At 65.4% G+C, this 20,774-nt stretch carries 19 protein-coding genes; 10 read left to right on the forward strand and 9 right to left on the reverse strand.

Going from position 1 to position 20,774, the window contains the following annotated elements:
* Positions 1-22: 22 nt before the first annotated feature.
* The 3 genes from B2V90_RS05275 to B2V90_RS05285 all read left to right on the forward strand — a co-directional run bounded on the left by B2V90_RS05275 (position 23) and on the right by B2V90_RS05285 (position 4,051).
* Positions 23-487 carry a Fur family transcriptional regulator gene (locus B2V90_RS05275; RefSeq protein WP_009821563.1) on the forward strand — a complete coding sequence of 155 codons (465 nt, stop codon included), beginning with the start codon at positions 23-25 and terminating at the stop codon, positions 485-487.
* Positions 488-547: 60 nt separating this feature from the next.
* Positions 548-2,467, forward strand: a complete 1,920-nt coding sequence (dxs, locus tag B2V90_RS05280; RefSeq protein WP_228223001.1) for a 1-deoxy-D-xylulose-5-phosphate synthase — start codon at positions 548-550, stop codon at positions 2,465-2,467.
* Between the two features lie 96 nt (positions 2,468-2,563).
* The gene (locus B2V90_RS05285; protein ID WP_228223002.1) at positions 2,564-4,051 is read left to right on the forward strand and encodes a DUF4403 family protein; all 1,488 of its coding nucleotides are present in this window, start codon (positions 2,564-2,566) and stop codon (positions 4,049-4,051) included.
* Between the two features lie 3 nt (positions 4,052-4,054).
* Here B2V90_RS05285 and B2V90_RS05290 read toward each other — a convergent pair whose 3' ends face one another.
* The 8 genes from B2V90_RS05290 to gpmA form a co-directional block, all read right to left on the reverse strand.
* Positions 4,055-4,468 carry a DUF3035 domain-containing protein gene (locus B2V90_RS05290; protein ID WP_009821560.1) on the reverse strand — a complete coding sequence of 138 codons (414 nt, stop codon included), beginning with the start codon at positions 4,466-4,468 and terminating at the stop codon, positions 4,055-4,057.
* Positions 4,465-4,977, reverse strand: coding sequence for a signal peptidase II (lspA, locus tag B2V90_RS05295; protein ID WP_228223003.1), 513 nt, complete (start codon positions 4,975-4,977; stop codon positions 4,465-4,467). The genes B2V90_RS05290 and lspA overlap by 4 nt, the downstream gene beginning before the upstream one ends.
* On the reverse strand, positions 4,974-7,940 hold the full coding sequence (ileS, locus tag B2V90_RS05300; RefSeq protein ID WP_228223004.1) for an isoleucine--tRNA ligase: 2,967 nt from the start codon (positions 7,938-7,940) through the stop codon (positions 4,974-4,976). Before ileS ends, lspA begins: the two co-directional genes overlap by 4 nt.
* 121 nt (positions 7,941-8,061) lie before the next feature.
* On the reverse strand, positions 8,062-8,988 hold the full coding sequence (ribF, locus tag B2V90_RS05305) for a riboflavin biosynthesis protein RibF (RefSeq protein WP_228223005.1): 927 nt from the start codon (positions 8,986-8,988) through the stop codon (positions 8,062-8,064).
* A 70-nt stretch (positions 8,989-9,058) separates the two neighbouring features.
* Positions 9,059-9,547, reverse strand: a complete 489-nt coding sequence (locus B2V90_RS05310; RefSeq protein WP_228223006.1) for a dihydrofolate reductase — start codon at positions 9,545-9,547, stop codon at positions 9,059-9,061.
* Positions 9,544-10,614, reverse strand: a complete 1,071-nt coding sequence (locus B2V90_RS05315) for a 5-(carboxyamino)imidazole ribonucleotide synthase (RefSeq protein ID WP_228223007.1) — start codon at positions 10,612-10,614, stop codon at positions 9,544-9,546. The genes B2V90_RS05310 and B2V90_RS05315 overlap by 4 nt, the downstream gene beginning before the upstream one ends.
* A gap of 22 nt (positions 10,615-10,636) precedes the next feature.
* Positions 10,637-11,122, reverse strand: coding sequence for a 5-(carboxyamino)imidazole ribonucleotide mutase (gene purE, locus B2V90_RS05320; protein ID WP_009821554.1), 486 nt, complete (start codon positions 11,120-11,122; stop codon positions 10,637-10,639).
* A 90-nt stretch (positions 11,123-11,212) separates the two neighbouring features.
* Entirely contained in the window at positions 11,213-11,899 is a 687-nt protein-coding gene (gene gpmA, locus B2V90_RS05325) for a 2,3-diphosphoglycerate-dependent phosphoglycerate mutase (protein ID WP_037542670.1), read from the reverse strand.
* 168 nt (positions 11,900-12,067) lie between these two features.
* Between gpmA and sppA the strand changes: the two genes are divergently transcribed.
* The 6 genes from sppA (at position 12,068) to purQ (ending at position 19,343) form a co-directional block, all read left to right on the forward strand.
* On the forward strand, positions 12,068-13,951 hold the full coding sequence (gene sppA, locus B2V90_RS05330) for a signal peptide peptidase SppA (RefSeq protein WP_228223008.1): 1,884 nt from the start codon (positions 12,068-12,070) through the stop codon (positions 13,949-13,951).
* Positions 13,952-14,060: 109 nt separating this feature from the next.
* Positions 14,061-15,356, forward strand: coding sequence for a UDP-N-acetyl-D-mannosamine dehydrogenase (wecC, locus tag B2V90_RS05335; protein ID WP_228223009.1), 1,296 nt, complete (start codon positions 14,061-14,063; stop codon positions 15,354-15,356).
* Between the two features lie 123 nt (positions 15,357-15,479).
* Positions 15,480-16,181 (forward strand): polysaccharide biosynthesis/export family protein, encoded by a 702-nt coding sequence (locus B2V90_RS05340; RefSeq protein WP_228223010.1) that lies wholly within the window; start codon positions 15,480-15,482, stop codon positions 16,179-16,181.
* A gap of 2 nt (positions 16,182-16,183) precedes the next feature.
* Positions 16,184-18,307: a GumC family protein gene (locus B2V90_RS05345; RefSeq protein ID WP_228223011.1), complete on the forward strand. Its 2,124-nt coding sequence runs from the start codon at positions 16,184-16,186 to the stop codon at positions 18,305-18,307.
* 124 nt (positions 18,308-18,431) lie between these two features.
* Entirely contained in the window at positions 18,432-18,665 is a 234-nt protein-coding gene (gene purS, locus B2V90_RS05350) for a phosphoribosylformylglycinamidine synthase subunit PurS (protein WP_009821548.1), read from the forward strand.
* A 3-nt stretch (positions 18,666-18,668) separates the two neighbouring features.
* Positions 18,669-19,343, forward strand: a complete 675-nt coding sequence (gene purQ, locus B2V90_RS05355; protein ID WP_228223012.1) for a phosphoribosylformylglycinamidine synthase subunit PurQ — start codon at positions 18,669-18,671, stop codon at positions 19,341-19,343.
* A gap of 38 nt (positions 19,344-19,381) precedes the next feature.
* Here purQ and wecB read toward each other — a convergent pair whose 3' ends face one another.
* Complete coding sequence (wecB, locus tag B2V90_RS05360; protein ID WP_293920136.1) at positions 19,382-20,494, reverse strand: non-hydrolyzing UDP-N-acetylglucosamine 2-epimerase; 1,113 nt, start codon at positions 20,492-20,494, stop codon at positions 19,382-19,384.
* A 168-nt stretch (positions 20,495-20,662) separates the two neighbouring features.
* Between wecB and B2V90_RS05365 the strand changes: the two genes are divergently transcribed.
* Positions 20,663-20,774: hypothetical protein (locus B2V90_RS05365; protein WP_293920139.1), on the forward strand; the 112-nt coding region annotated here is incomplete at its 3' end.

Raw genomic sequence — 20,774 nt, forward strand, 5'->3', positions numbered from 1 at the left:
GCCTGCGCATAGATTGGACCTTATGGCCAACCACCACCATCATCACGAACCGACCGGCGCGAAGCTGGCCGATGCCGCCCGCGCGACGCTGGAGGCGAAGAACGAGCAATGGACGCCGATGCGCGCCGCCATATTCGATGCGCTGGCGTCCGAAGATCGGCCCGCGTCGGCCTATGACATCGCCGACACCGTTTCGAAAGCGCGCGGCAAGCGCGTCGCGCCCAACAGCGTCTATCGCATCCTCGACCTGTTCGTGACCAATAATGTCGCGATGCGTGTCGAAAGCGCCAATGCCTATATCGCCAACGCCCATCCGGGCTGTCACCATGACTGCATCTTCATGGTCTGCCGCAATTGCAAGCAGGCGACCCATGTCGATGACGACACAGTGACAGGCCAGGTTCGCGCCATTGCGCAACAGGATGGCTTCCACCCCGAACGCCCCGTCATCGAGATACTGGGCCTGTGCGCCAAGTGCGCGGCCTGATGACGACAAGGACGCCCGGCCCGCGCAAGGCCGGACGCGCAGCGGAGACTATGCCTCATCATGACTGATCGCCCCGAAACCCCGCTGCTCGACCAGGTCGTCTGGCCGGCCGACCTGCGCAAGCTGCAGCCCGAACAGCTGCGCCAGCTGGCCGACGAACTGCGCGCCGAAACCATCGCTGCCGTGGGCGTCACCGGTGGCCATCTGGGGTCGGGCCTGGGCGTGGTGGAGCTGACCGCGGCGATCCATTATGTGTTCGATACGCCCGATGACAAACTCATCTGGGATGTTGGCCATCAATGCTACCCGCACAAGATCCTGACCGGCCGGCGCGACCGCATCCGCACCCTGCGCCAGGGCGGCGGCCTGTCCGGCTTCACCAGGCGCGCCGAAAGCGACTATGATCCCTTCGGCGCGGCGCATAGCTCCACCTCCATCAGCGCGGCGCTGGGCTTTGCCATCGCCAACAAGATGCAGGACAAGCCGGGCAAGGCGATCGCGGTGATCGGCGATGGCGCCATGTCGGCGGGCATGGCCTATGAGGCGATGAACAACGCCCGCGACGCGGGCAACCGCCTGGTCGTCATCCTCAACGACAATGACATGTCGATCGCCCCACCGGTCGGCGGCCTGTCCGCCTATCTTGCCCGCCTCGTGTCCAGCCGCGAATTTCTGGGCCTGCGCGATCTCGCCAGGAAATTGGCGCGCAAGCTGCCCCGCCCGCTCCACAACGCAGCGCGCAAGACCGATGAATTTGCGCGCGGCATGGCGATGGGCGGCACCTTGTTCGAGGAACTGGGCTTTTATTATGTCGGCCCCATTGACGGCCATAATCTCGACCAGTTGATACCGGTTCTGGAAAATGTGCGCGACGCAGCCCAGGGGCCGTGCCTGGTCCATGTCGTCACGCAAAAGGGCAAGGGCTATGGTCCGGCGGAAGCCGCGGCGGACAAATATCATGGCGTCCAGAAATTCGACGTCATTACCGGCACGCAGGACAAAGCGCCCCCTGGCCCGCCCAGCTACACCAATGTCTTTGCGAAGGCGCTGATCGCCGAGGCGCAGCGCGATCCCGCTGTCTGCGCCATCACCGCCGCCATGCCGTCGGGCACGGGACTGGACAAGTTCCAGGCCGCCTTCCCCGATCGTATCTTTGACGTCGGCATCGCCGAACAACATGCCGTCACCTTCGCGGCAGGCTTGGCGGCGCAGGGTATGCGCCCCTTCTGCGCCATCTATTCGACCTTCCTGCAACGCGCTTATGATCAGGTCGTGCACGACGTGGCGATCCAGAATCTGCCGGTCCGCTTCGCCATCGATCGCGCGGGCCTCGTTGGCGCGGACGGATCGACCCATGCCGGCAGCTTCGACGTCACCTATCTCGCCACCTTGCCCAATATGGTGGTGATGGCCGCGGCCGATGAGGCGGAGCTGGTCCATATGGTCCACACCTGCGCCATGCATGACAGCGGCCCGATTGCAGTGCGCTATCCGCGCGGCAACGGTACGGGCATCGCCTTGCCGCAGGAGCCGCAGGCGCTGGAGATCGGCAAGGGCCGCATCGTGCGCGAAGGGCGTCAGGTCGCGATCCTCTCGCTCGGCACCCGACTGGAGGAAGCAATGAAGGCTGCGGACGCGCTCGAGGCCAAGGGCCTCTCCACCACCGTCGCCGACCTGCGCTTCGCCAAGCCTCTGGACGAAGCGCTGATCCGCAAGCTGCTGACCACCCATGACGTCGCCGTCACCATAGAGGAAGGCGCGGTCGGCGGCCTTGGCGCGCATGTCCTGACGCTGGCGAGCGACCTTGGCCTCATCGACAATGGTCTGAAACTGCGCACGCTGCGCCTGCCCGACCTGTTTCAGGACCAGGACAAGCCGGAAAAACAATATGCAATGGCCCGTCTGGACGCCGACGCCATCATCGACACGGTGCTGACCGCGCTGCGCCACAATAGCGTGGGGGCCGGTGCGCGCGCCTGAATGACGCTGGCGCGGAACCATTTCGCCCGTTGACTGTCTTCCTTTCACCGCGGCGGCCCTGCGCCGCCGCGGACCAGAGAATAGGAGAAGGGGCAGTTGCACAGCGGTCTGCGGGCGGTTTGGCCGTCCTTTCGTCGTGGAACGCCGCTTGCCCTGCTGCTGCTCGCCGCCTGCCAGCAAAAGCCGACTGATCTCGCCCCGCAACGCGCGTCTGATCCCGTTCCCGTTCCCCGCGAAACATCCGTCATCGCCGTGCCGATCGACGCCGACGCCGACGCCCTGCGCGCGGCGATTGAAAAGGCCGTGCCGCGCACCTTATGGACCATCAACCGCCCAGAGCCTCGCTGCATACCTGCGCAAAAACTGCGCGTCTTTGGCGAAGAACTGAACGTCACGCCGCCCATCGGCTGCACCATCATCGGGGAGGTTACGCGCGGCCCGGTGACCTTGCACGGCGAAGGGCGCACGATCATCGCAGACCTGCCCGTCCATGCTCGCATCAGCGCCCGCGACGTGGCGGGTGTGCTGAAAGGGGAAACCGCCACCGGCACGGCGCGGGTGCAGGCGCGAATCCAGCTCGACATCGGGCGGGACTGGACGCCCACTGGCAAGATCGACCTGCATTATGACTGGACAACGCCGCCGGGTATCGACTTTCTGGGCCAGCGCATCCGCTTCACTGATGAGGCGGACGAAAGGCTGCGCCCGATCGTCGCGCGCCTCGAACGCGACCTGCCGCGCGAACTGGCGCAACAAGACCTGCGCGCCAGGGCGGAAACCTTGTGGCGGGACGCCTTTTCGACGCTCGAGCTCAACCGGCGCAACCCAGCGGTGTGGATGCGCGTGGCCCCCACCCGCATCTTCTATAATGGCTATCGCATGGACGGGCGCACGCTGCGGCTCGACCTGGGGCTGGAGGCGGTGACGCAGACCCTGGTGGGCGTTGCCCGTCCAGATCCGCCGCGGCCGACGCCGCTTCCCCCGCTCGACCGAACGGACATCAACGACGGCCTGCGCTTTTTCCTGCCCGTCACGTCGGACTATCGCACGCTGGAACCCGTGATCCAGCGCGCGCTCGACAAGCGCGCGGCACGTCCCTTCACCCTGCCTGCGCTCGGTACGGTGCGCGCACGCTTTTCCAATGTGACCTGCTATGGCGCAACCGGCGGCCGCATCGCCGTGGGCGTGGATATCGCCGCCCGTGTGGAGGGAAAGGACACCCATGGGCGCATCTGGCTGGCGGCGCGGCCCGTCAACGCACCCAATTCCCCGAAGGTGGATTTCGTCGATCCGGTCATCACCGGCGACACCGATGGGGCGGGCGGCGATACCGCGCTCGCCATCGCGCAGGCGCCGGGCTTCTCCAACCTAATCGCCGCAGCGTTGAGTCAGAATTTCGCCAAGGATATCGCGGAGCTCAAGGGCAAGATTGCCCGCGCCATCGCCGACAAACAGATCGGCGATTTCGTTATCCGCGCAAGGGCCGACCGCTATGAGATCGGCCAGATTCACGCTTATGGCCAGGGGCTGCACCTGCCGGTCCGCGCGACCGGCAAGGCACAAATTCGCTACCAGCCGCGCTGACGATTATTGCGGAACCGCGGCGCGCGCGTCCTGCCCATCGCCTTCGGGCGCGGCGATGATGTCGCGGGTGGTGTTGCCCTTGTTCACGACCTGCGTATCGGGGTCGCCCGCCTGCGAGCGGATACCGGCGGCGGCATCGGCACGCCCGGCTTGGGTCAGCGTACCGCTCTCCGCGGCGCTGCGCTGGGCGGGACCACCGAACATCGCCTGCATCGCTTCCTGGCTGGCATCCACTGACGCAGCAGCCGGCGTGCCGGGTGCGGGCGGGACCAGCGCGAAATCGGGCGGCACGACCAGCGGCGCCTGACGCGATACGGCGAATTCATCGGGACGGTCGCGCCCCGCTAGGCCACGGCCGCCGCCGCAGGCCGACAGGGTTGCAATCAGGCCGGCAGCGAGGATCAGTTTACGCTTCACTTCAAAGTCTCCGTCTTTGCGCCCTTGTCGCGCAGCAGCAGCGCCCGCGCAAGCAGGATCAGCACGCCAATGGTGATGGCGGCATCCGCCAGATTGAAAATCAGGAAGGGCCGCCATTCGCCGAAATGCAGATCGGCATAATCGACGACATAGCCCAGCCGCACGCGATCGACGATATTACCGATCGCCCCGCCCAGCACCAGGCCCAGCGCCGCGACGTCCTGCCGCGCCTTTTCCCGCCACATCCATACCCCAACGAAGGTGGCGATCAGGAAGGTCATACCCACCAGCGCCCAGCGCATCGCGTCGGTATCCGCGTGGAAAAAGCCCATCGACACGCCCCTATTCTCCAGCCAACGCAGGCGGAATATCGGCAGCAGGCCGATCCCCTCGTCCGCCCGGCTTTGCAGCGCCAGCGGATAGGTCACGGTATATTTGATCAACTGGTCGAGCGCGAGCGTCACGATCGCCACCGTCAGGCCCAGCGGGCGGTGATTTACGCCGCTCATGCGCCCAGCACCGTCGCGCAACGGTCGCACAGCGCGCCGTCCTGCGTCACTTCGGGCAGCTTGCGCCAGCATCGCCCGCATTTATGCCATTCGCTCGGCCGCACGATGATGCCGTCGCCCTCGCCCATGGTCACGCGCGCGACGATCGCCACTTCAGCGAAATCGACATCGCCCACCGGCAGCAATTCGCCCATAGTCACGTCGGCGTCCAGGCTGGACCGAACGATCTTGTCCCGTCGCAGCGGCTCGATCGCCTCGTTCACCTGCTCGCGCTGGTCGCGAAGCTCAGCCCATTTATCCGCCAGATCGCCGTCGATCCAGCGCGCATCGATCTCGGGCCATTCCAGGAAATGGACGCTGTCATCGGCACTTGGGAAGCGGCTCTGCCATACTTCCTCGGCCGTGAAGGGGATGATCGGCGCGACATAGCGGACCAGCGCGTGGAACAGCGTGTCGAGCAGGGTGCGATAGGCGCGGCGCTTGGGGTCCGACTTCGCATCGCAATAGAGGCAATCCTTGCGGATATCGAAGAAGAAGGCAGAAAGGTCACTATTGGCGAAATCGAAGATCGCCCGGCTGTAGCGGCTGAATTCCAGCCAGTTCTCGCTGCCCTTGCTCTTGTCCACTACCGCGCGCAGTTCCGCGTCCAACGCCGCCAGCCGATGGAGCATATACCGCTCCAACTCCGGCATCTCAGCATAGCTGACCGCTTCGGTCTCTTCATCATAATCGGACAGAGCGCCCAGCATGTAGCGGAACGTATTGCGCAATTTGCGATAGGCGTCCGACGCGCCAGCCAGCACTTCCTTGCCGATGCGGACGTCATCGAAATAGTCGGTGCTCGCGACCCAAACGCGCAAAATGTCCGCGCCGCTCTCGCTCATGATCTTGAGCGGATCGACGACATTGCCAAGGCTCTTGGACATTTTCTTGCCCGTGCCGTCGAGCGCGAAGCCATGGGTCAGGACGGCCTTGTAGGGTGCCCGGCCGCGCGTGCCGCAGCTTTCCAGCAGCGACGATTGGAACCAGCCGCGATGCTGATCCGACCCTTCGATATAGAGGTCCGCGCGCGCGCCCTCGCCATAGCGGCCCTCGACCACGAAACTGTGCGTCGATCCGCTGTCGAACCAGACGTCGAGAATGTCGTTAACGACTTCATAGTCGCTTAGATCATAATCCGGGCCGAGCAGCGCCTGATGATCCGCGCCGAACCACGCGTCCGCCCCACCCACGCGAAATGCCTCGACAATCCTGGAATTCACGCCCGGATCAACAAGATAGTCGCCACTCTTGCGATGGACATAGAGCGCGATCGGCACGCCCCAAGCGCGCTGGCGGGAGATTACCCAGTCCGGGCGGCCCTCCACCATCGAGCGGATGCGGTTGGTCGACCGTTCCGGCACCCAGCGGGTATGCGCGATCGCGTCGAGCGCGATTTCGCGGAGGGTTGCGCCATTCGACGAGTTCTCGACGGACGCTTCTCGGCTTCGCTCGACGCTGTTCGAACCAAACGAGATATTGTGGACCTCGCTCCCACCGCCGTTCGGTTCGAGCTTGTCGAGAACGCCGCGCTTACCCTGCGGCTGGTCCATCGGAATGAACCATTGTGGGGTGCAGCGATAGATGATCTTCGCCTTCGACCGCCAGCTATGCGGATAGCTGTGCCGGAAATCGTCCGATGCCGCGAGCAGCCCCCCGGCTTGCGCCAAGTCGGTGCAGATCGGCCCATCCTTGCTCACGAACTTGGGGTTGATGACGCTCCCCTGCCCGCCCAGCCACGCCCAGTCGGCGCGATATTTCCCGTCGCCCTCGACCGCGAAGACGGGGTTGATCCCGTGCGCCTTGCACAGCGCAAAGTCGTCCTCGCCATGGTCGGGCGACATATGAACCAGACCCGTGCCGGCGTCGGTGGTAACGAAATCGCCGGGCAGGAACGGACGCGGCTTGGCGAAGAAGCCGCCGAGATGGTGCATAGGGTGACGCGCCACGGCACCGGCGAGGTCCGAACCATTGCCTTCCCAATGCGTGAAATAGCTAGTGAAACCGAGACGCGCTTTGACACTGTCAATCAGCGCTTTAGCAACTATTAGCCTTTTTCCTTGCAACGCTCCGGCATTCTCAAACGATGCGTCGGTCAGGGCACGATCGTAGCTTGGGCTGACCAATACATACTCAACCTCCGGCCCATAGGCCAAGGCCTGGTTCACCGGGATCGTCCACGGCGTCGTCGTCCAGATCACCGCATGCGCGCCGACCAGTTCGGGCGCGTTCGGCGCTTCCACAATCTCGAACGCCACGTCGATCTGCGTCGACGTCACATCCTCATATTCAACCTCCGCCTCGGCCAGCGCGGTCTTTTCGACCGGCGACCACATGACGGGCTTCGCGCCGCGATAGAGTTGGCCGCTCTCCGCGAACTTGAGCAACTCGCCGACGATGGTGGCCTCGGCGTCGAACTTCATGGTGAGATAGGGGTCTTCCCAATCGCCCATGATGCCAAGCCGCTTGAACTGCTCGCGCTGCACGCCGACCCATTTGTCGGCATAGGCGCGGCACTGGGCGCGGAATTCCTGCGCGGGCACCTCGTCCTTGTTCAGCTTCTTCTTGCGATATTCCTCCTCGATCTTCCATTCGATGGGAAGACCGTGGCAATCCCAGCCGGGGACATAGGGCGCATCCTTGCCGAGCAGCGACTGGCTGCGGACGATGATGTCCTTGAGCACCTTGTTCATCGCATGGCCCATATGGATGTCGCCATTGGCGTAGGGCGGGCCGTCATGCAGGATGAAGCGTTCGCGCCCCGCGCGCTTTTCGCGCAGCTTGCCATAGAGGTCCATCGCCTCCCACCGCGCGGCAATCGCCGGCTCCTTCTGCGCCAGGCCCGCCTTCATCGGAAAGTCGGTCTGGGGCAGGAAGACGGTGGACTTATAATCGTCGGTTTTCTGGGCAGGCTGGTCGGTCATGGGCGCGCTTATTCTGGCCCGTTCGGTTCAAGCAGCTTCGAGCGAAGCCGAGAAGCGTCTGTCGAGAATAGGTCTCGACACGCTCGAACCGAACGGAGGTTGAGCAAATCAGGGCCGTGCCCTACGCGAGCATGGGCGTTCCCGCAAGGATTTGCCGCGCATCGGCGCAGTCCCGGGCAATGCCGGCCGTCAGCGCGTCCAGCCCGTCATATTTGCGCTCACCATGCAGATAGCGGATCAACTGCACCTCCACCTCTTGCGCATATAGGCTTTCGGCAAAGTCGAAGAAATGCGGCTCCAGCAACTCCTTGGGCGGATCGAAACTGGGGCGGATGCCCAAATTCGCTGCGCCGTTAAGCACTCGCCCATCGGGCAGGATGCCGCGCACCGCATAAATGCCATAGGCCGGTCGCAGATACGGCCCCATATCGATATTGGCGGTGGGAAAGCCGATGGTCCGGCCCAGCTTGTCGCCATGCTGCACCACGCCCCGGATCGCAAACGGCCGGGTCAACAGCCGGCACGCCGTCTCGCAGTCGCCCGCGCGCAGCGCCTCACGCACGCGGGTGGAGGAAATGATGCCCTGCCCATCGCTGACCGGCCCCACCGCTTGCGCCGGCAGGCCCAGCGCCGCAAAACTGTCGATCGTGCCGCTGCGCGCGCGGCCGAAGGTGAAATCTTCGCCCGTCACGACGGCCGCGACGCCCATATCCTCGATCAGCACGCGGACATAGTCCGCCGGCTCCAATGCCGCGAGCGCCGGCGTGAAATCGAATATCATCATCGCATCCGCGCCGGCGCGGGCGAACAAGGCTTCCCGCTGATCCAGCGTGGTCAGACGAAAGCTGGGCGTATCGGGCCGGAACAGCCGCATGGGATGCGGATCGAAGGTCGCGACGATCGCCGGCCGTCCCTCGGCCTTCGCGCGCGCGATCGCGCGTCCGACTACCGCCTGATGCCCGGCATGAAAGCCATCGAAATTGCCGAGCGCCATGACGCTCCCGCGCAAATGCGGCGGGACCGGGGCGCTGCTGGAAAGCCGCTCCATGCGCCGCGCTATAGGGACAGGACGAAAAACTGGCAATGGAGGCGGATTGCCCACCCATTCGCCCCCGCCATCAGTGCGCGCGCCGCTCGAACGTCACGAAGCTGTAGGCGGGTCGGCCCTCCACAGCAACGTGATCGGCCCGCGCCGTTTCGCGCCAATCCGCCGCATCGGGATAGGCGATGCTCGTGTCGCCGTCGGCGTCCAGATGCACTTCGGTCAGTTCGATCCGGTCCGCGATTGGCAGGAACTGGCGATATATCTCCGCGCCGCCAATGACCATCAGGCTCGCCGCCTGCGCCAGTGCGATCGCCCCGTCCACATCATGGGCTACCTCCGCCCCCTCGGCCCGCCACGTTCGGTCGCGGGTCAGCACGATATGACGGCGGCCCGGCAGCAATCCGGGCAGGCTGTCGAACGTCTTGCGCCCCATCAGCATCGGGTGGCCCGCCGTGATCGCCTTGAAATGCTTCAAATCCGCCGGCAACCGCCAGGGCAGGTCGCCGTCCCGGCCAATCACGCCGTTGTCGGCACGGGCGAGGACAAGGATGATCTTGCTCACAGCGCCAGCCGCGTCACATGCCCCATCTTGCGGCCAGGGCGCGCCTCATGCTTGCCATAAAGATGCAGATGGTTGGCCGGATCGCGAAGAATATCGGCCCACGCCGCCACATCGTCACCGATCAGGTTGCGCATCTCGACGCGCGGCGCGGCCAAACCCGTTTCGCCCAGCGGCAGGCCGCAAATGGCGCGCACATGATTTTCAAACTGGCTCGTCACCGCGCCTTCGATGGTCCAGTGGCCGCTATTATGGACGCGCGGCGCCATTTCATTGAAGACCGGGCCGTCGGCGCTGGCAAAAAATTCCAGCGTCAGCACGCCGACATAGTCCAGCGCATCGGCCACCTGCTTGGCCAGCGCCCGCGCCTGATCGACCTGCCCCTCGATCAGCGGCCCGGCCGGCGCGGTCGATGTCGACAATATGCCGTCCACATGGACATTGGCCGGCGAGTCCCAGAACCGCACCGCGCCGTCCGCGCCGCGCACCAAAATCACCGAAAATTCCTCGGCAAAGGTCACGAACCCTTCCAGGATCGCGCTCTGCCGGCCGATTGCGTTCCACGCGCCCACCGCATCGCCCGGCTCGGCCAGGCGCGCCTGCCCCTTGCCGTCATAGCCCATGCGATTGGTCTTCAGGATCGCGCGGCTGCCGATCGTCTCGACCGCCGATTCCAGATCGTCCAGGCTTTCCACCGGCGCGAAGGGCGCGGTCAGCCCGCCAAGGTCGCAGACGAACCGCTTTTCCGCCAGCCGGTCCTGCGCCACGCGCAGCGCCTGCGCGCCCGGTCGCACCAGCCCATGCCGCGCCAGCGTATCGACGGCGGACGGGTCGATATTCTCGAACTCATAGGTGACGACATCGACGCTGTCGGCGAAGGCGGACAGGGCGGCGGCATCCTCATAGGCGCCGTGCGTCCAGTTAGGCGACACGTCGGCGGCCGGCCCGCTGTCTTCAGGTGCGAAAATATGGGTGCGATAGCCCAGTTGCGCGGCGGCGACGGCGATCATCCGGCCCAGCTGGCCGCCGCCAAGGATGCCGATGGTGGAACCGGGCGGGATGATCGTCATGGCGGTCCTGTTCTGATTCGCGTCAGTCTTCGACGGTATCGGCGACGGATTGCGTCTGCCGCGCGCGCCAATCGTCCAGCCGCTGCGCCAACGCAGCGTCGCCCGTCGCCAGGATCGCCGCCGCCAGCAGGCCCGCATTGATCGCGCCGGGCTTGCCGATCGCCAGCGTGCCGACTGGAATGCCGCCGGGCATCTGGACGATCGACAGCAGCGAGTCCATGCCCTTCAATGCCTTGGATTCGACCGGCACGCCCAACACCGGCAGGCGTGTCATCGCCGCGGCCATGCCGGGCAGATGCGCCGCCCCGCCCGCGCCCGCGATGATGACCTTGAGGCCCCGCGCCGCCGCGCCGCTGGCATAATCATACAGCCGCTGCGGCGTGCGGTGCGCCGACACCACCTTGCATTCATGCGCGACGCCCAGCGCCTCCAGCGTCTCGGCCGCATGCCGCATCGTGTCCCAATCGGAACGGGACCCCATGATGATGCCGACGTCGATAGCGCTCATGACCGTGCTGATGTCCCCTGATGGCGCGGAAAGCAAAGCCCCTTAGCGGCCGTACCGTCAGGGGGCAATGCGCTTTGCAGGCCGCGCGGATCAGCGCTCCGACAGATAATAGCGGTCGGTGGCGGTCAGGTCGTCTGCCAGCTCATAGACGATCGGCTGACCAGTCGGGATTTCCAGGCCTGTAATTTCGTCGTCGGAAATGCCCGACAGATGCTTGACCAGCGCCCGCAGCGAATTGCCGTGGGCGGAAATCAGCACCCGCTTGCCGGCTTTCAGGTCCGGTGCGATCACCGATTCCCAATAGGGCAGGACGCGCGCGATCGTGTCCTTCAAGGATTCGGTCGACGGAATCGCGATGCCCGCGTAGCGGCGGTCGCCCGACAGGTCGAACGCGCTGCCCGCTTCCATCACCGGGGGCGGAATATCGAAGCTGCGGCGCCAGATCTTCACCTGCTCATCGCCATGCTTCTCCGCCGTCTCCGCCTTGTTAAGGCCGGTCAGACCGCCATAATGGCGTTCATTGAGCCGCCAGTCCTTCTCGACCGGCAGCCACAGTCGCCCCATTTCCTCCAGCGCCAGGTTCAGCGTCTTGATCGCACGGGTCTGGAGCGAGGTGTAGCACTGGTCAAAGTCCAGCCCCTTTTCCGCCATCAACCTTCCGGCCGCGCGCGCTTCCTCAACGCCCTTTTCGGTCACGTCCACGTCCCACCAGCCAGTGAAGCGGTTTTCCAGGTTCCAGGCGGACTGACCATGGCGGATAAGGACGAGGGTGGGCATGGGACGCATCTCCTGCACGACAGCGGCGAATGATGCGCCTTCCCATAACGGGCAAAATCGTGCGCGCAAGCTTGTCGCGGGCGACACATGCCCCACATTGCAGCGCAAGCGTTGATGCGATAGCGCCAGAAGCATAGATCGCGGGTTTAGACATGAGGAGCAGCCGACTTGGCATTTGTGAAGGGCGCATGGCGCATTGTGGTCGCGATCAAGGACGGTCTCGTCCTCCTGTTCCTGCTGCTCTTCTTCGGCGCGCTCTATACCGCCCTGTCCTATTCGCCCAAGCCGGCAAAGTCGGTGAACACCGGCGCGCTGCTGCTGGAACTTAACGGCACGGTCGTTGAACAGCCCGCCGAAATCAGCCCGACCGCGCTGTTGAGCGGCGGCGCGCCTGAGGCCAGGGAATATCGCCTGTCCGACATCGTCACCGCGCTGGAAGCGGCCAAAGGCGATGCGAAGGTCAAGGCGGTGGTCCTCAACCTCGACGGGTTTCTGGGCGGCGGTCAGGTCGCGCTAGGACGCATCGGCGCGGCGCTCGATGCTGTGCGCGCGGCGAAGAAGCCCGTGCTCGCCTACGCTACGCTTTACAGCGACGACAGCTATCAACTCGCCGCCCATGCCAGCGAAGTGTGGACCGATCCGCTCGGCGGCGTGGCGATCATGGGCCGGGGCGGATCTAACCTCTATTATAAGGGGCTGATCGACAAGCTGGGGGTCAACACCCATGTCTATCGCGTCGGCACCTACAAGAGCTTCGTCGAACCCTTCATCCGCACCGAACAATCGCCCGAAGCGCGCCAGGCCAATGAGGCGCTGGCCGAGGCGCTGTGGCAGCAATGGCAGGATGATGTAGCCAAGGCGCGCCCCCGCGCCAGGATCGCGGCCTATGCCGGCGATCCCGCCGCTGCCGCCCGCGCCGCCAATGGCGATATTGCCAAGGCCGCGCTCTCCGCTGGCCTGGTGGACAAGCTGGGCGACGCCACCGCTTTTGCCGATCATGTCGCGGACATTGCCGGGGATTCGGCGGCCGGCGATGCCACCGGCTTTGCGGCCATCGACCTGCGCTCCTATGTGAAGGCCCGCGCACCCGCCAACAACGGGCAGATCGGCGTGCTGACGGTTGCGGGCGATATCGTCGATGGCGAAGCCGGCCCCGGCACCGCTGCGGGCGACACGATTTCGGACCTGCTGCTGAGCGCGCTCGACAAGGGCAATCTCAAGGCACTGGTCGTCCGCGTCGATTCGCCGGGCGGGTCGGTCATGGCGTCGGAAAAGATCCGCAGCGCCATAATGCAGGCGAAGGAGGATGGCCTGCCCGTCGTCGTGTCGATGGCCAATGTCGCGGCCAGCGGCGGCTATTGGGTCTCCACGCCTGGCGATGTCATCTTTGCCGAACCCGACACCATCACCGGATCGATCGGCGTCTTTGGCATATTGCCCAGCTTTGAAGGCACGCTGGCGAAAATGGGCATTACCACGGATGGCGTGCGCACCACGCCCCTGTCGGGTCAGCCCGACTTGGCCGGCGGCACCACGCCCGAATTCGACCAGATCATGCAATTGGGCGTTGAGGATATCTATCGCCGCTTCGTCGGCCTTGTCGCTCAATCGCGCAAAAAGACGCCGGAACAGATCGACCGCATCGCGCAAGGTCGCGTCTGGGACGGCGGCACCGCGCGCCAGCTTGGCCTTGTCGATCGGTTCGGCGGGCTGGAGGATGCGATTGCCGAAGCGGCTCGCCGCGCAAAGATCGATCCGGCAAAGGCACGCGCCTTCCGCATCGAAAAGCAGCCCGACAAATGGGCCGAATGGTTGCAGGAATTCGCTGAACGGGAAAGCGACGATGCCACCGCCCCGCGCGACATGCTGGCGCGTCAGGCCTGGCTCCAGCACGGCTGGGCGTTGCAGGCGGTCAGCGACGTGCGCGGGCTCGTATCGGGCGCGGGGGTGCGCGCGGACTGCCTGGAATGTCGCGGCTATGGCGCGCCCCGTCCGCGCCAGGCGGCGGACGACCATGGCATGATGGCGATGCTGGCGACGCTCTGGCGCTGATGGACGTGGCAGGGCGCGTCTCCGCCCTGCCCTTGCCATTACCGAATTCTTCAGCAATTTCGGCCAAAAGCCGCTAATCATTGCCGTTGAACAGGGGATTTGCCGCTCCATGCCCGTCGATACCAAGCAAAAGGTTTCCGTTATCGGCCTTGGCTATATCGGGCTGCCGACCGCAGCGCTGATCGCGCGCGGCGGGTGCCAGGTGGTGGGCATCGACGTGTCGCCCCATGTCGTGGAAACCGTCAATTCCGGCCGCGTCCATATCGAGGAAGTCGATCTTGACGGGCTGGTGCAGGGCGTCGTCGCACGCGGCAATCTGCGCGCCAGCCTGACGGTGGAGGAAAGCGACGTCTTCATCATCGCCGTGCCGACCCCGGTGGCAGAGGATCGCGCGCCTGACATTTCCTATGTGCTCAAGGCCGCCCGCACGGTCGCCCCGGTGCTCAAGGCCGGCGATACGGTGATCCTCGAATCCACCTCGCCCGTCGGCACGACCGAAGCGATGCGCGACATTTTCGCGCAGCTGCGTCCCGACCTCAAAATGCCGGGCATGGGCGCGCAGGGCGACGTCGCCATCGCCTATTGTCCCGAACGCGTGCTGCCCGGCCGCATCCTGGTGGAGCTGATCGACAATGATCGCTGCATCGGCGGCATCACGCCGCGCTGCGCCCGCAAGGCGCTGGGCTTCTACCGCCAGTTCGTGCGCGGCGCCTGCATCACGACGACCGCCCGCGCGGCTGAAATGGTCAAGCTGGTCGAAAACAGCTTTCGGGACGTCAACATCGCTTTCGCCAATGAATTGTCCGTCATTGCCGACAATATGGACATCGACGTGTGGGAAGTGATCCGCCTCGCCAACCGGCATCCGCGCGTCAATATCCTCAATCCCGGCCCGGGCGTCGGTGGTCACTGCATCGCGGTCGATCCGTGGTTCATCGTCCATGGCGACCCGGAAAATGCCCGCATCATCCGCACCGCACGCGAAGTAAATGACGGCAAGACCGATCATGTCGTAGCGAAGGCATCCGACCTGATCGACGATCTCGCTGGTGAGGACATCGCCTGCCTCGGCCTCGCCTTCAAGGCGAACATCGACGATTTCCGCGAAAGCCCGGCCGTAAAGGTCGCCGCGCGACTCGCCCGCCGCTATGGCCGCCGCATCAAACTGGTCGAACCCTATGCCCAGGAACTGCCGATAGAATTTGCCGGCACGGGTGCAGAACTGATCGATCTCGATACGGCTCTGGAACAATGTGGCGTGTTCGTCATTCTGGTCGATCATGACATGTTCAAATCCGTTCCCGTCGACGAACGCGCCGACAAGGCTGTCTATGATACGCGGGGAATCTGGCCCGATCAGCCCCGCCGAGCGGCAGCGTCGACATCGGGGCGCATTGCGGTCTGACGGGGGCCGCCAGGGCGCAGCCCGTCGCGCACGCGGTTGCCATTGCCCCGCCCCGCCGCTAACCCCCGCAAGGCACGATGTTTTTGCACGTGCGAAAGCAACGGCCGATGGGGGACATGAGGCATGATGCGACAGCCTGCGCCGCGCGCGATCATGGCCGCCTTGTTGCTGGGCAGCGTCGCGGCCTGCGCCACCGTCGAGGATGCCCCGCGCGGGGATCAGGCTTATGCGGTCATTCCTCCGCCGCCTGCCGTCGGCATGGACTATCGCCTCTCGCCCGACGATGTGCTGCGCATCCAGGTCTATCATGAACCCGACCTGTCGCTGGAAGACGCACAGGTCGATGCGCAGGGCATGGTGCGGATGCCTCTGATCGGTGCGGTTCCGGTCGCTGGCTTGTCCGCCAGCGAAGCCGCCGACGTCATCGCCGGGCGTCTGGGCGAACGCTATCTCGTCTCGCCGCAGGTCAGCCTGTTCGTCAAGAAGGCGGTGGGCCGTCGCATCACGCTGGACGGCGAAATTCGCGAACCCGCCCTCTACCCGATCGATGGCCGCCTGACCCTGTCGCAGGCGCTTGCCCTTGGCAAAGGTCCGACCCGCCTGGCCGACACGCGCCAGGTCGTGGTGATCCGCCGGCTCGATGGTCAGCGGCAGGCGGCGATGTTCGACCTGGGCGCTATCCGAAAGGGCGAAGCGGCCGACCCTGAAATCCTGCCGGGCGATCAGGTGATCGTCGGCCTGTCGCGCGCCAAGGCGATCCTTGGCGGCGCGCTCATTGCCGCGCCTGCGCTTGCCGCCGGCTTCATCGCGCTGGACGGAGACTGACCATGGCCGCCACCACGCCCCCTCTGCACGATCGCCCGGAACGCCTTGGCCTTGGCGCGCGGCTGACGCGCGGTCTGCGGGACTATGGGCTGCTGCTGCGCCGCCACCGGGTGATCCTGTTCGTCACCATGGCGCTCTGCCTGCTCGTGGCGCTGCTCTATATTCTCTTGTCCACCCCCGATTATCGCGCCACCGCCTCGGTCGAGGTGCAGGATGTGCCCGCCGGCGCGGCCGGCTCCGGCGTGCCACCGCGCCCCAGCACCGACGGCATCGAAACAGTGATGCAGACGCAGCTGGAAGTGCTGCGCAGCCGCGCCCTGGCGCAGGATGTCGCGCGCAGCCTTTCGCTGGTGGGCACCCCCACCTTCTTCCAGGGCATGGGCGTCAGCCGCCCGAAAGTCGGAGCCGGCGGCCAGAGCCAGCGCCAGGCCGAGCAGGAGCGCGTCATTGCCCTGCTGCGCGATCATCTGGAGGTCGAGTTGCCGGGCAAGTCGCGGGTCATCCGCATCCATTTCGTCAGCGCCGATCCGGCGCTCTCGGCGAGAATCGCCAACGGCTATGCCGACAGCCTGATCCGCTCGGACCTGAAACGCGGCTTCCAGTCCGGTGTTCAGGCGCGGCGCTTCCTGCTGGGTGAACTGGACGGCGCGCGGCGCGATCTGGAACGGGCGGAGCGCGAACTGGCGGTCTATGCCGCGCGCAACGGCGCACCGATCCCGCCTGGCGCGGACATGGACAGCGCATCCTCTGCAAATAGCCCCGCCGGACCATCGGGATCGGAAATCGACAGCCGGCTGGCGCAGTTGAACAGCCTGCGCGCCCAGGCGCTGGCCGATCGGATCGCGGCGCAGAAACGGTGGGAAAGCGCCCGCGCCGCCTCCACCGAAACCCTCCCTGAAGTGCTCGGCAACGGCGCGATGCAGGACTTGATGGCGCAGCGAGCGCAGGCGCGGGCCGAACTGGTCGAGGAACGGCAATTCCGCAAGGACGCGCATCCGCAAATGCGCGAAGCGCGCGCCCGGCTCGCCGCACTCGACGATCAGGCGCAGCAGATGGCCAATCGCATCCGCGCCTCGCTGCGACAGGACTATGACATCGCCCGGCGCGGCGAAAAGCAGATTGCTGACGAGATCGCCGATGTAGAACAGGATGCGCAGGCCGCGCGTGGCCGCAGCGTCCAGATGGGCATGTACGAACGCTCAGTCGAAACCTATCGCATGCTGCACGACAGCCTGCTCCAGCGTTATCGCGACATGGCCTCGCAAGCCGGCTTTCAGGCGGGCCGCATCCAGCCACTTGACCGTGCGTCCCCGCCCGACAGCCCCTTTTCACCCAAAGTCGGGGAAACAATGCTGTTCGCCGCGCTCGGCGGATTGGCGCTCGGCCTGCTGCTGGTGGGCGCGCGTCACGCCTTTGACGATGCGGTGACGTCGGCCGAAACGCTGGCGGAGCGGGTCGATCTGCCGCTGCTGGGCGCCGTGCCGGTCACGGGCGACAATCCCCAGCCGTCCGAAGTCTTCGCTCCCATTGCCCGCTCGCTGCTGCTCGCCTCCACCGGGGGCCTGCCGCGCTCCATCCTCGTCACCAGCGCGCAGGAAGGGGAAGGCAAGTCGCTCACCCTCAACGCCCTCGCCCGCGCGCTGGCCGCCCTCGACAAGACGGTGCTGGTGCTCGACGGCGACATGCGCCGTCCGGTCCAGCACGCCCTCTTCCGCGTTGCGCCTGGCAAGGGGATCAGCGAAGTGCTGACGGGTCAGGCAAACGCGGTCGACGCCGTCATCGCGACGGGCGTACCCGGCGTTTCGCTGCTGCCCTGCGGCGCGGTGCCACCCAACCCCACCGAATTACTGGCCACCCCCGCGCTCGACGATCTACTGGCATCGGTGCGCGATCATTATGATACGATCCTGATCGACGCACCGCCGATCCTGGGCCTCGGTGACACGCCGCTGCTCGCCACGCGCACGCAGGCGACCTTGATGGTCGTCGAATGGGGCCGCAACCATCATGGCGGGCTGCGCACGGCGGTCGATCGCCTCCGCCGCGCCGGCGGCGTCATCATCGGCGCGATCCTGACCAAGCAGCAGGGCCGCGCCTTCGACTATGATTATCATCGCGGCGACTAGGTCCGCGTCCCTTCGTCCCCCGACTCATAATGGCTTGCCTCGCGCGCGCGCCGGGCCTAGGGGGTGCCGCATTATTGCCGCCGCCCGCCGCGCGGCCCAGGTTGATCCCAAGGAGCAGCACGCCATGAAAGCCCGCATCTTCGTCACCCTCAAGGGCGGTGTCCTCGATCCCCAGGGCAAGGCGATCCATCACGCGCTCGAAGGCCTAGGCTTTGGCGGCGTCAATGATGTGCGCGCCGGCAAGCTGATTGAACTCGATCTGGCCGATGGCACCAGCGACGACGATATCGACGCCATGTGCCGCAAGCTGCTCGCCAACACGGTGATCGAAAATTATCGCATCGAAAAGGTGGCCTGAGCCATGAAAAGCGCCGTCATCGTCTTTCCCGGCAGCAATTGCGACCGCGACCTGGCGGTGGCGTTCGAAGCGGCCACCGGGGTCAAGCCCGCCATGATCTGGCACCGGGACACGGATCTGCCAGCCGACATCGACCTCATCGGCGTGCCCGGCGGCTTTTCTTATGGCGATTATCTGCGGTCCGGCGCCATGGCCGCGCGTTCGCCCGTCATGCAGGCGGTGGCGCAGGCGGCATCGCGCGGGGCCTTCGTGCTGGGCGTCTGCAACGGCTTTCAGGTGCTGACCGAAAGCGGCCTGCTGCCCGGCGCGCTGCTGCGCAATGCAGGCGGTCATTTCGTCTCCCGCGACGTGCCGCTGACCGTCGAAAATGCACAAAGCGCGTTCACCAGCCGCTATGCCGCCGGTGAAACCATCCGCTATCCCGTCGCCCATCATGACGGCAATTATTTCGCCGATGACGCCACGCTCGACCGGCTGGAGGGCGAAGGCCGCGTCGCGCTGCGCTATGCCGAAAATATCAACGGATCGGCGCGCAACATCGCCGGCATCCTCAACGATACGGGCAATGTCCTGGGCATGATGCCCCATCCCGAACGCGTCATCGAACCCGCCCATGGCTCGACCGATGGGAAGCGCCTGTTCGACGGCCTGGTCGAAGGATTGCTGGCCCGCGCCTGAGGTGCATTTCGCGACCGGGCGTCGACCCGGCCGCCACATCACGCCCCGCTGATCACGGCCGAGATCCGTTCGGCCGCCCCGCCGTCGCCGAACGGGTTATGTGCCCGCGCCATCGCCTGATAGGCCGCGTCATCGTCCAGCAGCGCCAGCACTTCGCGCACGATCCGCTCGCGATCCGCGCCCACCAGCCGCGCCGTCCCCGCGTCGACGCCCTCGGGCCGCTCGGTCGTTTCGCGCATAACCAGCACCGGCTTGCCCAGTGACGGCGCTTCCTCCTGCACCCCGCCGCTGTCGGTCAGCACCAGATGGCTTATGTCCAGCAACCGCACGAAATGCGGATAATCCAGCGGTTCGATCATCGCCACATTGGGCAGGTCGCCCAGCACGGCATCCATGATCGGGCGGACATTGGGATTGGGATGAACCGGAAAGATCACCGCCACATCCGGCCGCGCGGCGATGTCGGCGATCGCGCGTGCGATCGATTCCATGCCGCCGCCGAAATTCTCGCGCCGGTGCGTCGTCACCGCCACGATCCGCCTGCCCGCAAAGCGCGCCGCCAGATCGTCCAGCCCCCGCGCCATGGCGGGCGTATCACGTACCCGGTCGCGCGTCGCCAGCAGAGCGTCGATCACCGTATTGCCGGTGACGTGGATGGAGGCAGGATCGCGGCTTTCCTTCATCAGCGCATCGGCCGCTGCCTGCGTCGGGGCGAAATTCATGTCAGCGATGCAGGCGACCACCCGCCGGTTCACCTCTTCGGGCCAGGGATGGTGAATGTCGCCGCTGCGCAGCCCCGCTTCGACATGGGCGACCGGGATTTTGCGATAATAAGCCGCTAGGCTCGCCACCATCGTCGTCAGCGTGTCGCCATGCACCACCACGCGATCGGGCTTTTCCGCGTCGAAGGCCTTGCCCAGTTCGACGATCAGCTTCGCCGTCAGCCCGTCCAGCGTCTGGTTGGGCACCATCACGTCCAGGTCGATGTCCGGCACGATCCCGGCAATTTCCAGCACCTGATCCAGCAGCCCGCGATGCTGCGCGGTCACGATCACCCGCGTATCGACCCCCTGTCGCCTTTGCAGCGCATGGACGACCGGGAACATCTTGATCGCTTCGGGCCGCGTCCCGAACACAATGGCCACTTTCACATCTCGCTCCCTCATCATTCCCTGCACCGCCTGTCGCAGAAATTGGTATACAGCCGCTGAACATCTTGTGTATTTCCGCGCTGCAATGCAGCAAGCGGCACGGGCGACAATCTGTGGGATAGTCGCGCTGCTTGGTGTTATTCTCAAGGGTGGAGCGGGGAAGATCGTATGAAAATCACGATGATCGGCGCGGGTTATGTAGGCCTTGTGTCGGGGGCCTGTTTTGCGGATTTCGGGCATGACGTTGTGTGCGTCGATAAGGATGCGGGCAAGATCGCGG

This window comes from Sphingobium sp. UBA5915 (assembly GCF_002431195.1).
Taxonomy (GTDB): Bacteria; Pseudomonadota; Alphaproteobacteria; order Sphingomonadales; family Sphingomonadaceae; genus Sphingobium; species Sphingobium soli.

Coding starts and splice junctions, on each gene's coding strand:
- purE (WP_009821554.1), bottom strand. CDS start 11,122: ATGAGCGCTATCGACGTCGGCATCATCATGGGGTCCCGTTCCGATTGG.
- dxs (WP_228223001.1), top strand. CDS start 548: ATGACTGATCGCCCCGAAACCCCGCTGCTCGACCAGGTCGTCTGGCCG.
- B2V90_RS05315 (WP_228223007.1), bottom strand. CDS start 10,614: ATGACGATCATCCCGCCCGGTTCCACCATCGGCATCCTTGGCGGCGGC.
- lspA (WP_228223003.1), bottom strand. CDS start 4,977: ATGAGCGGCGTAAATCACCGCCCGCTGGGCCTGACGGTGGCGATCGTG.
- purQ (WP_228223012.1), top strand. CDS start 18,669: ATGAAAAGCGCCGTCATCGTCTTTCCCGGCAGCAATTGCGACCGCGAC.
- ribF (WP_228223005.1), bottom strand. CDS start 8,988: ATGGAGCGGCTTTCCAGCAGCGCCCCGGTCCCGCCGCATTTGCGCGGG.
- B2V90_RS05345 (WP_228223011.1), top strand. CDS start 16,184: ATGGCCGCCACCACGCCCCCTCTGCACGATCGCCCGGAACGCCTTGGC.
- purS (WP_009821548.1), top strand. CDS start 18,432: ATGAAAGCCCGCATCTTCGTCACCCTCAAGGGCGGTGTCCTCGATCCC.
- gpmA (WP_037542670.1), bottom strand. CDS start 11,899: ATGCCCACCCTCGTCCTTATCCGCCATGGTCAGTCCGCCTGGAACCTG.
- wecC (WP_228223009.1), top strand. CDS start 14,061: ATGCCCGTCGATACCAAGCAAAAGGTTTCCGTTATCGGCCTTGGCTAT.
- B2V90_RS05340 (WP_228223010.1), top strand. CDS start 15,480: ATGATGCGACAGCCTGCGCCGCGCGCGATCATGGCCGCCTTGTTGCTG.
- ileS (WP_228223004.1), bottom strand. CDS start 7,940: ATGACCGACCAGCCTGCCCAGAAAACCGACGATTATAAGTCCACCGTC.
- B2V90_RS05275 (WP_009821563.1), top strand. CDS start 23: ATGGCCAACCACCACCATCATCACGAACCGACCGGCGCGAAGCTGGCC.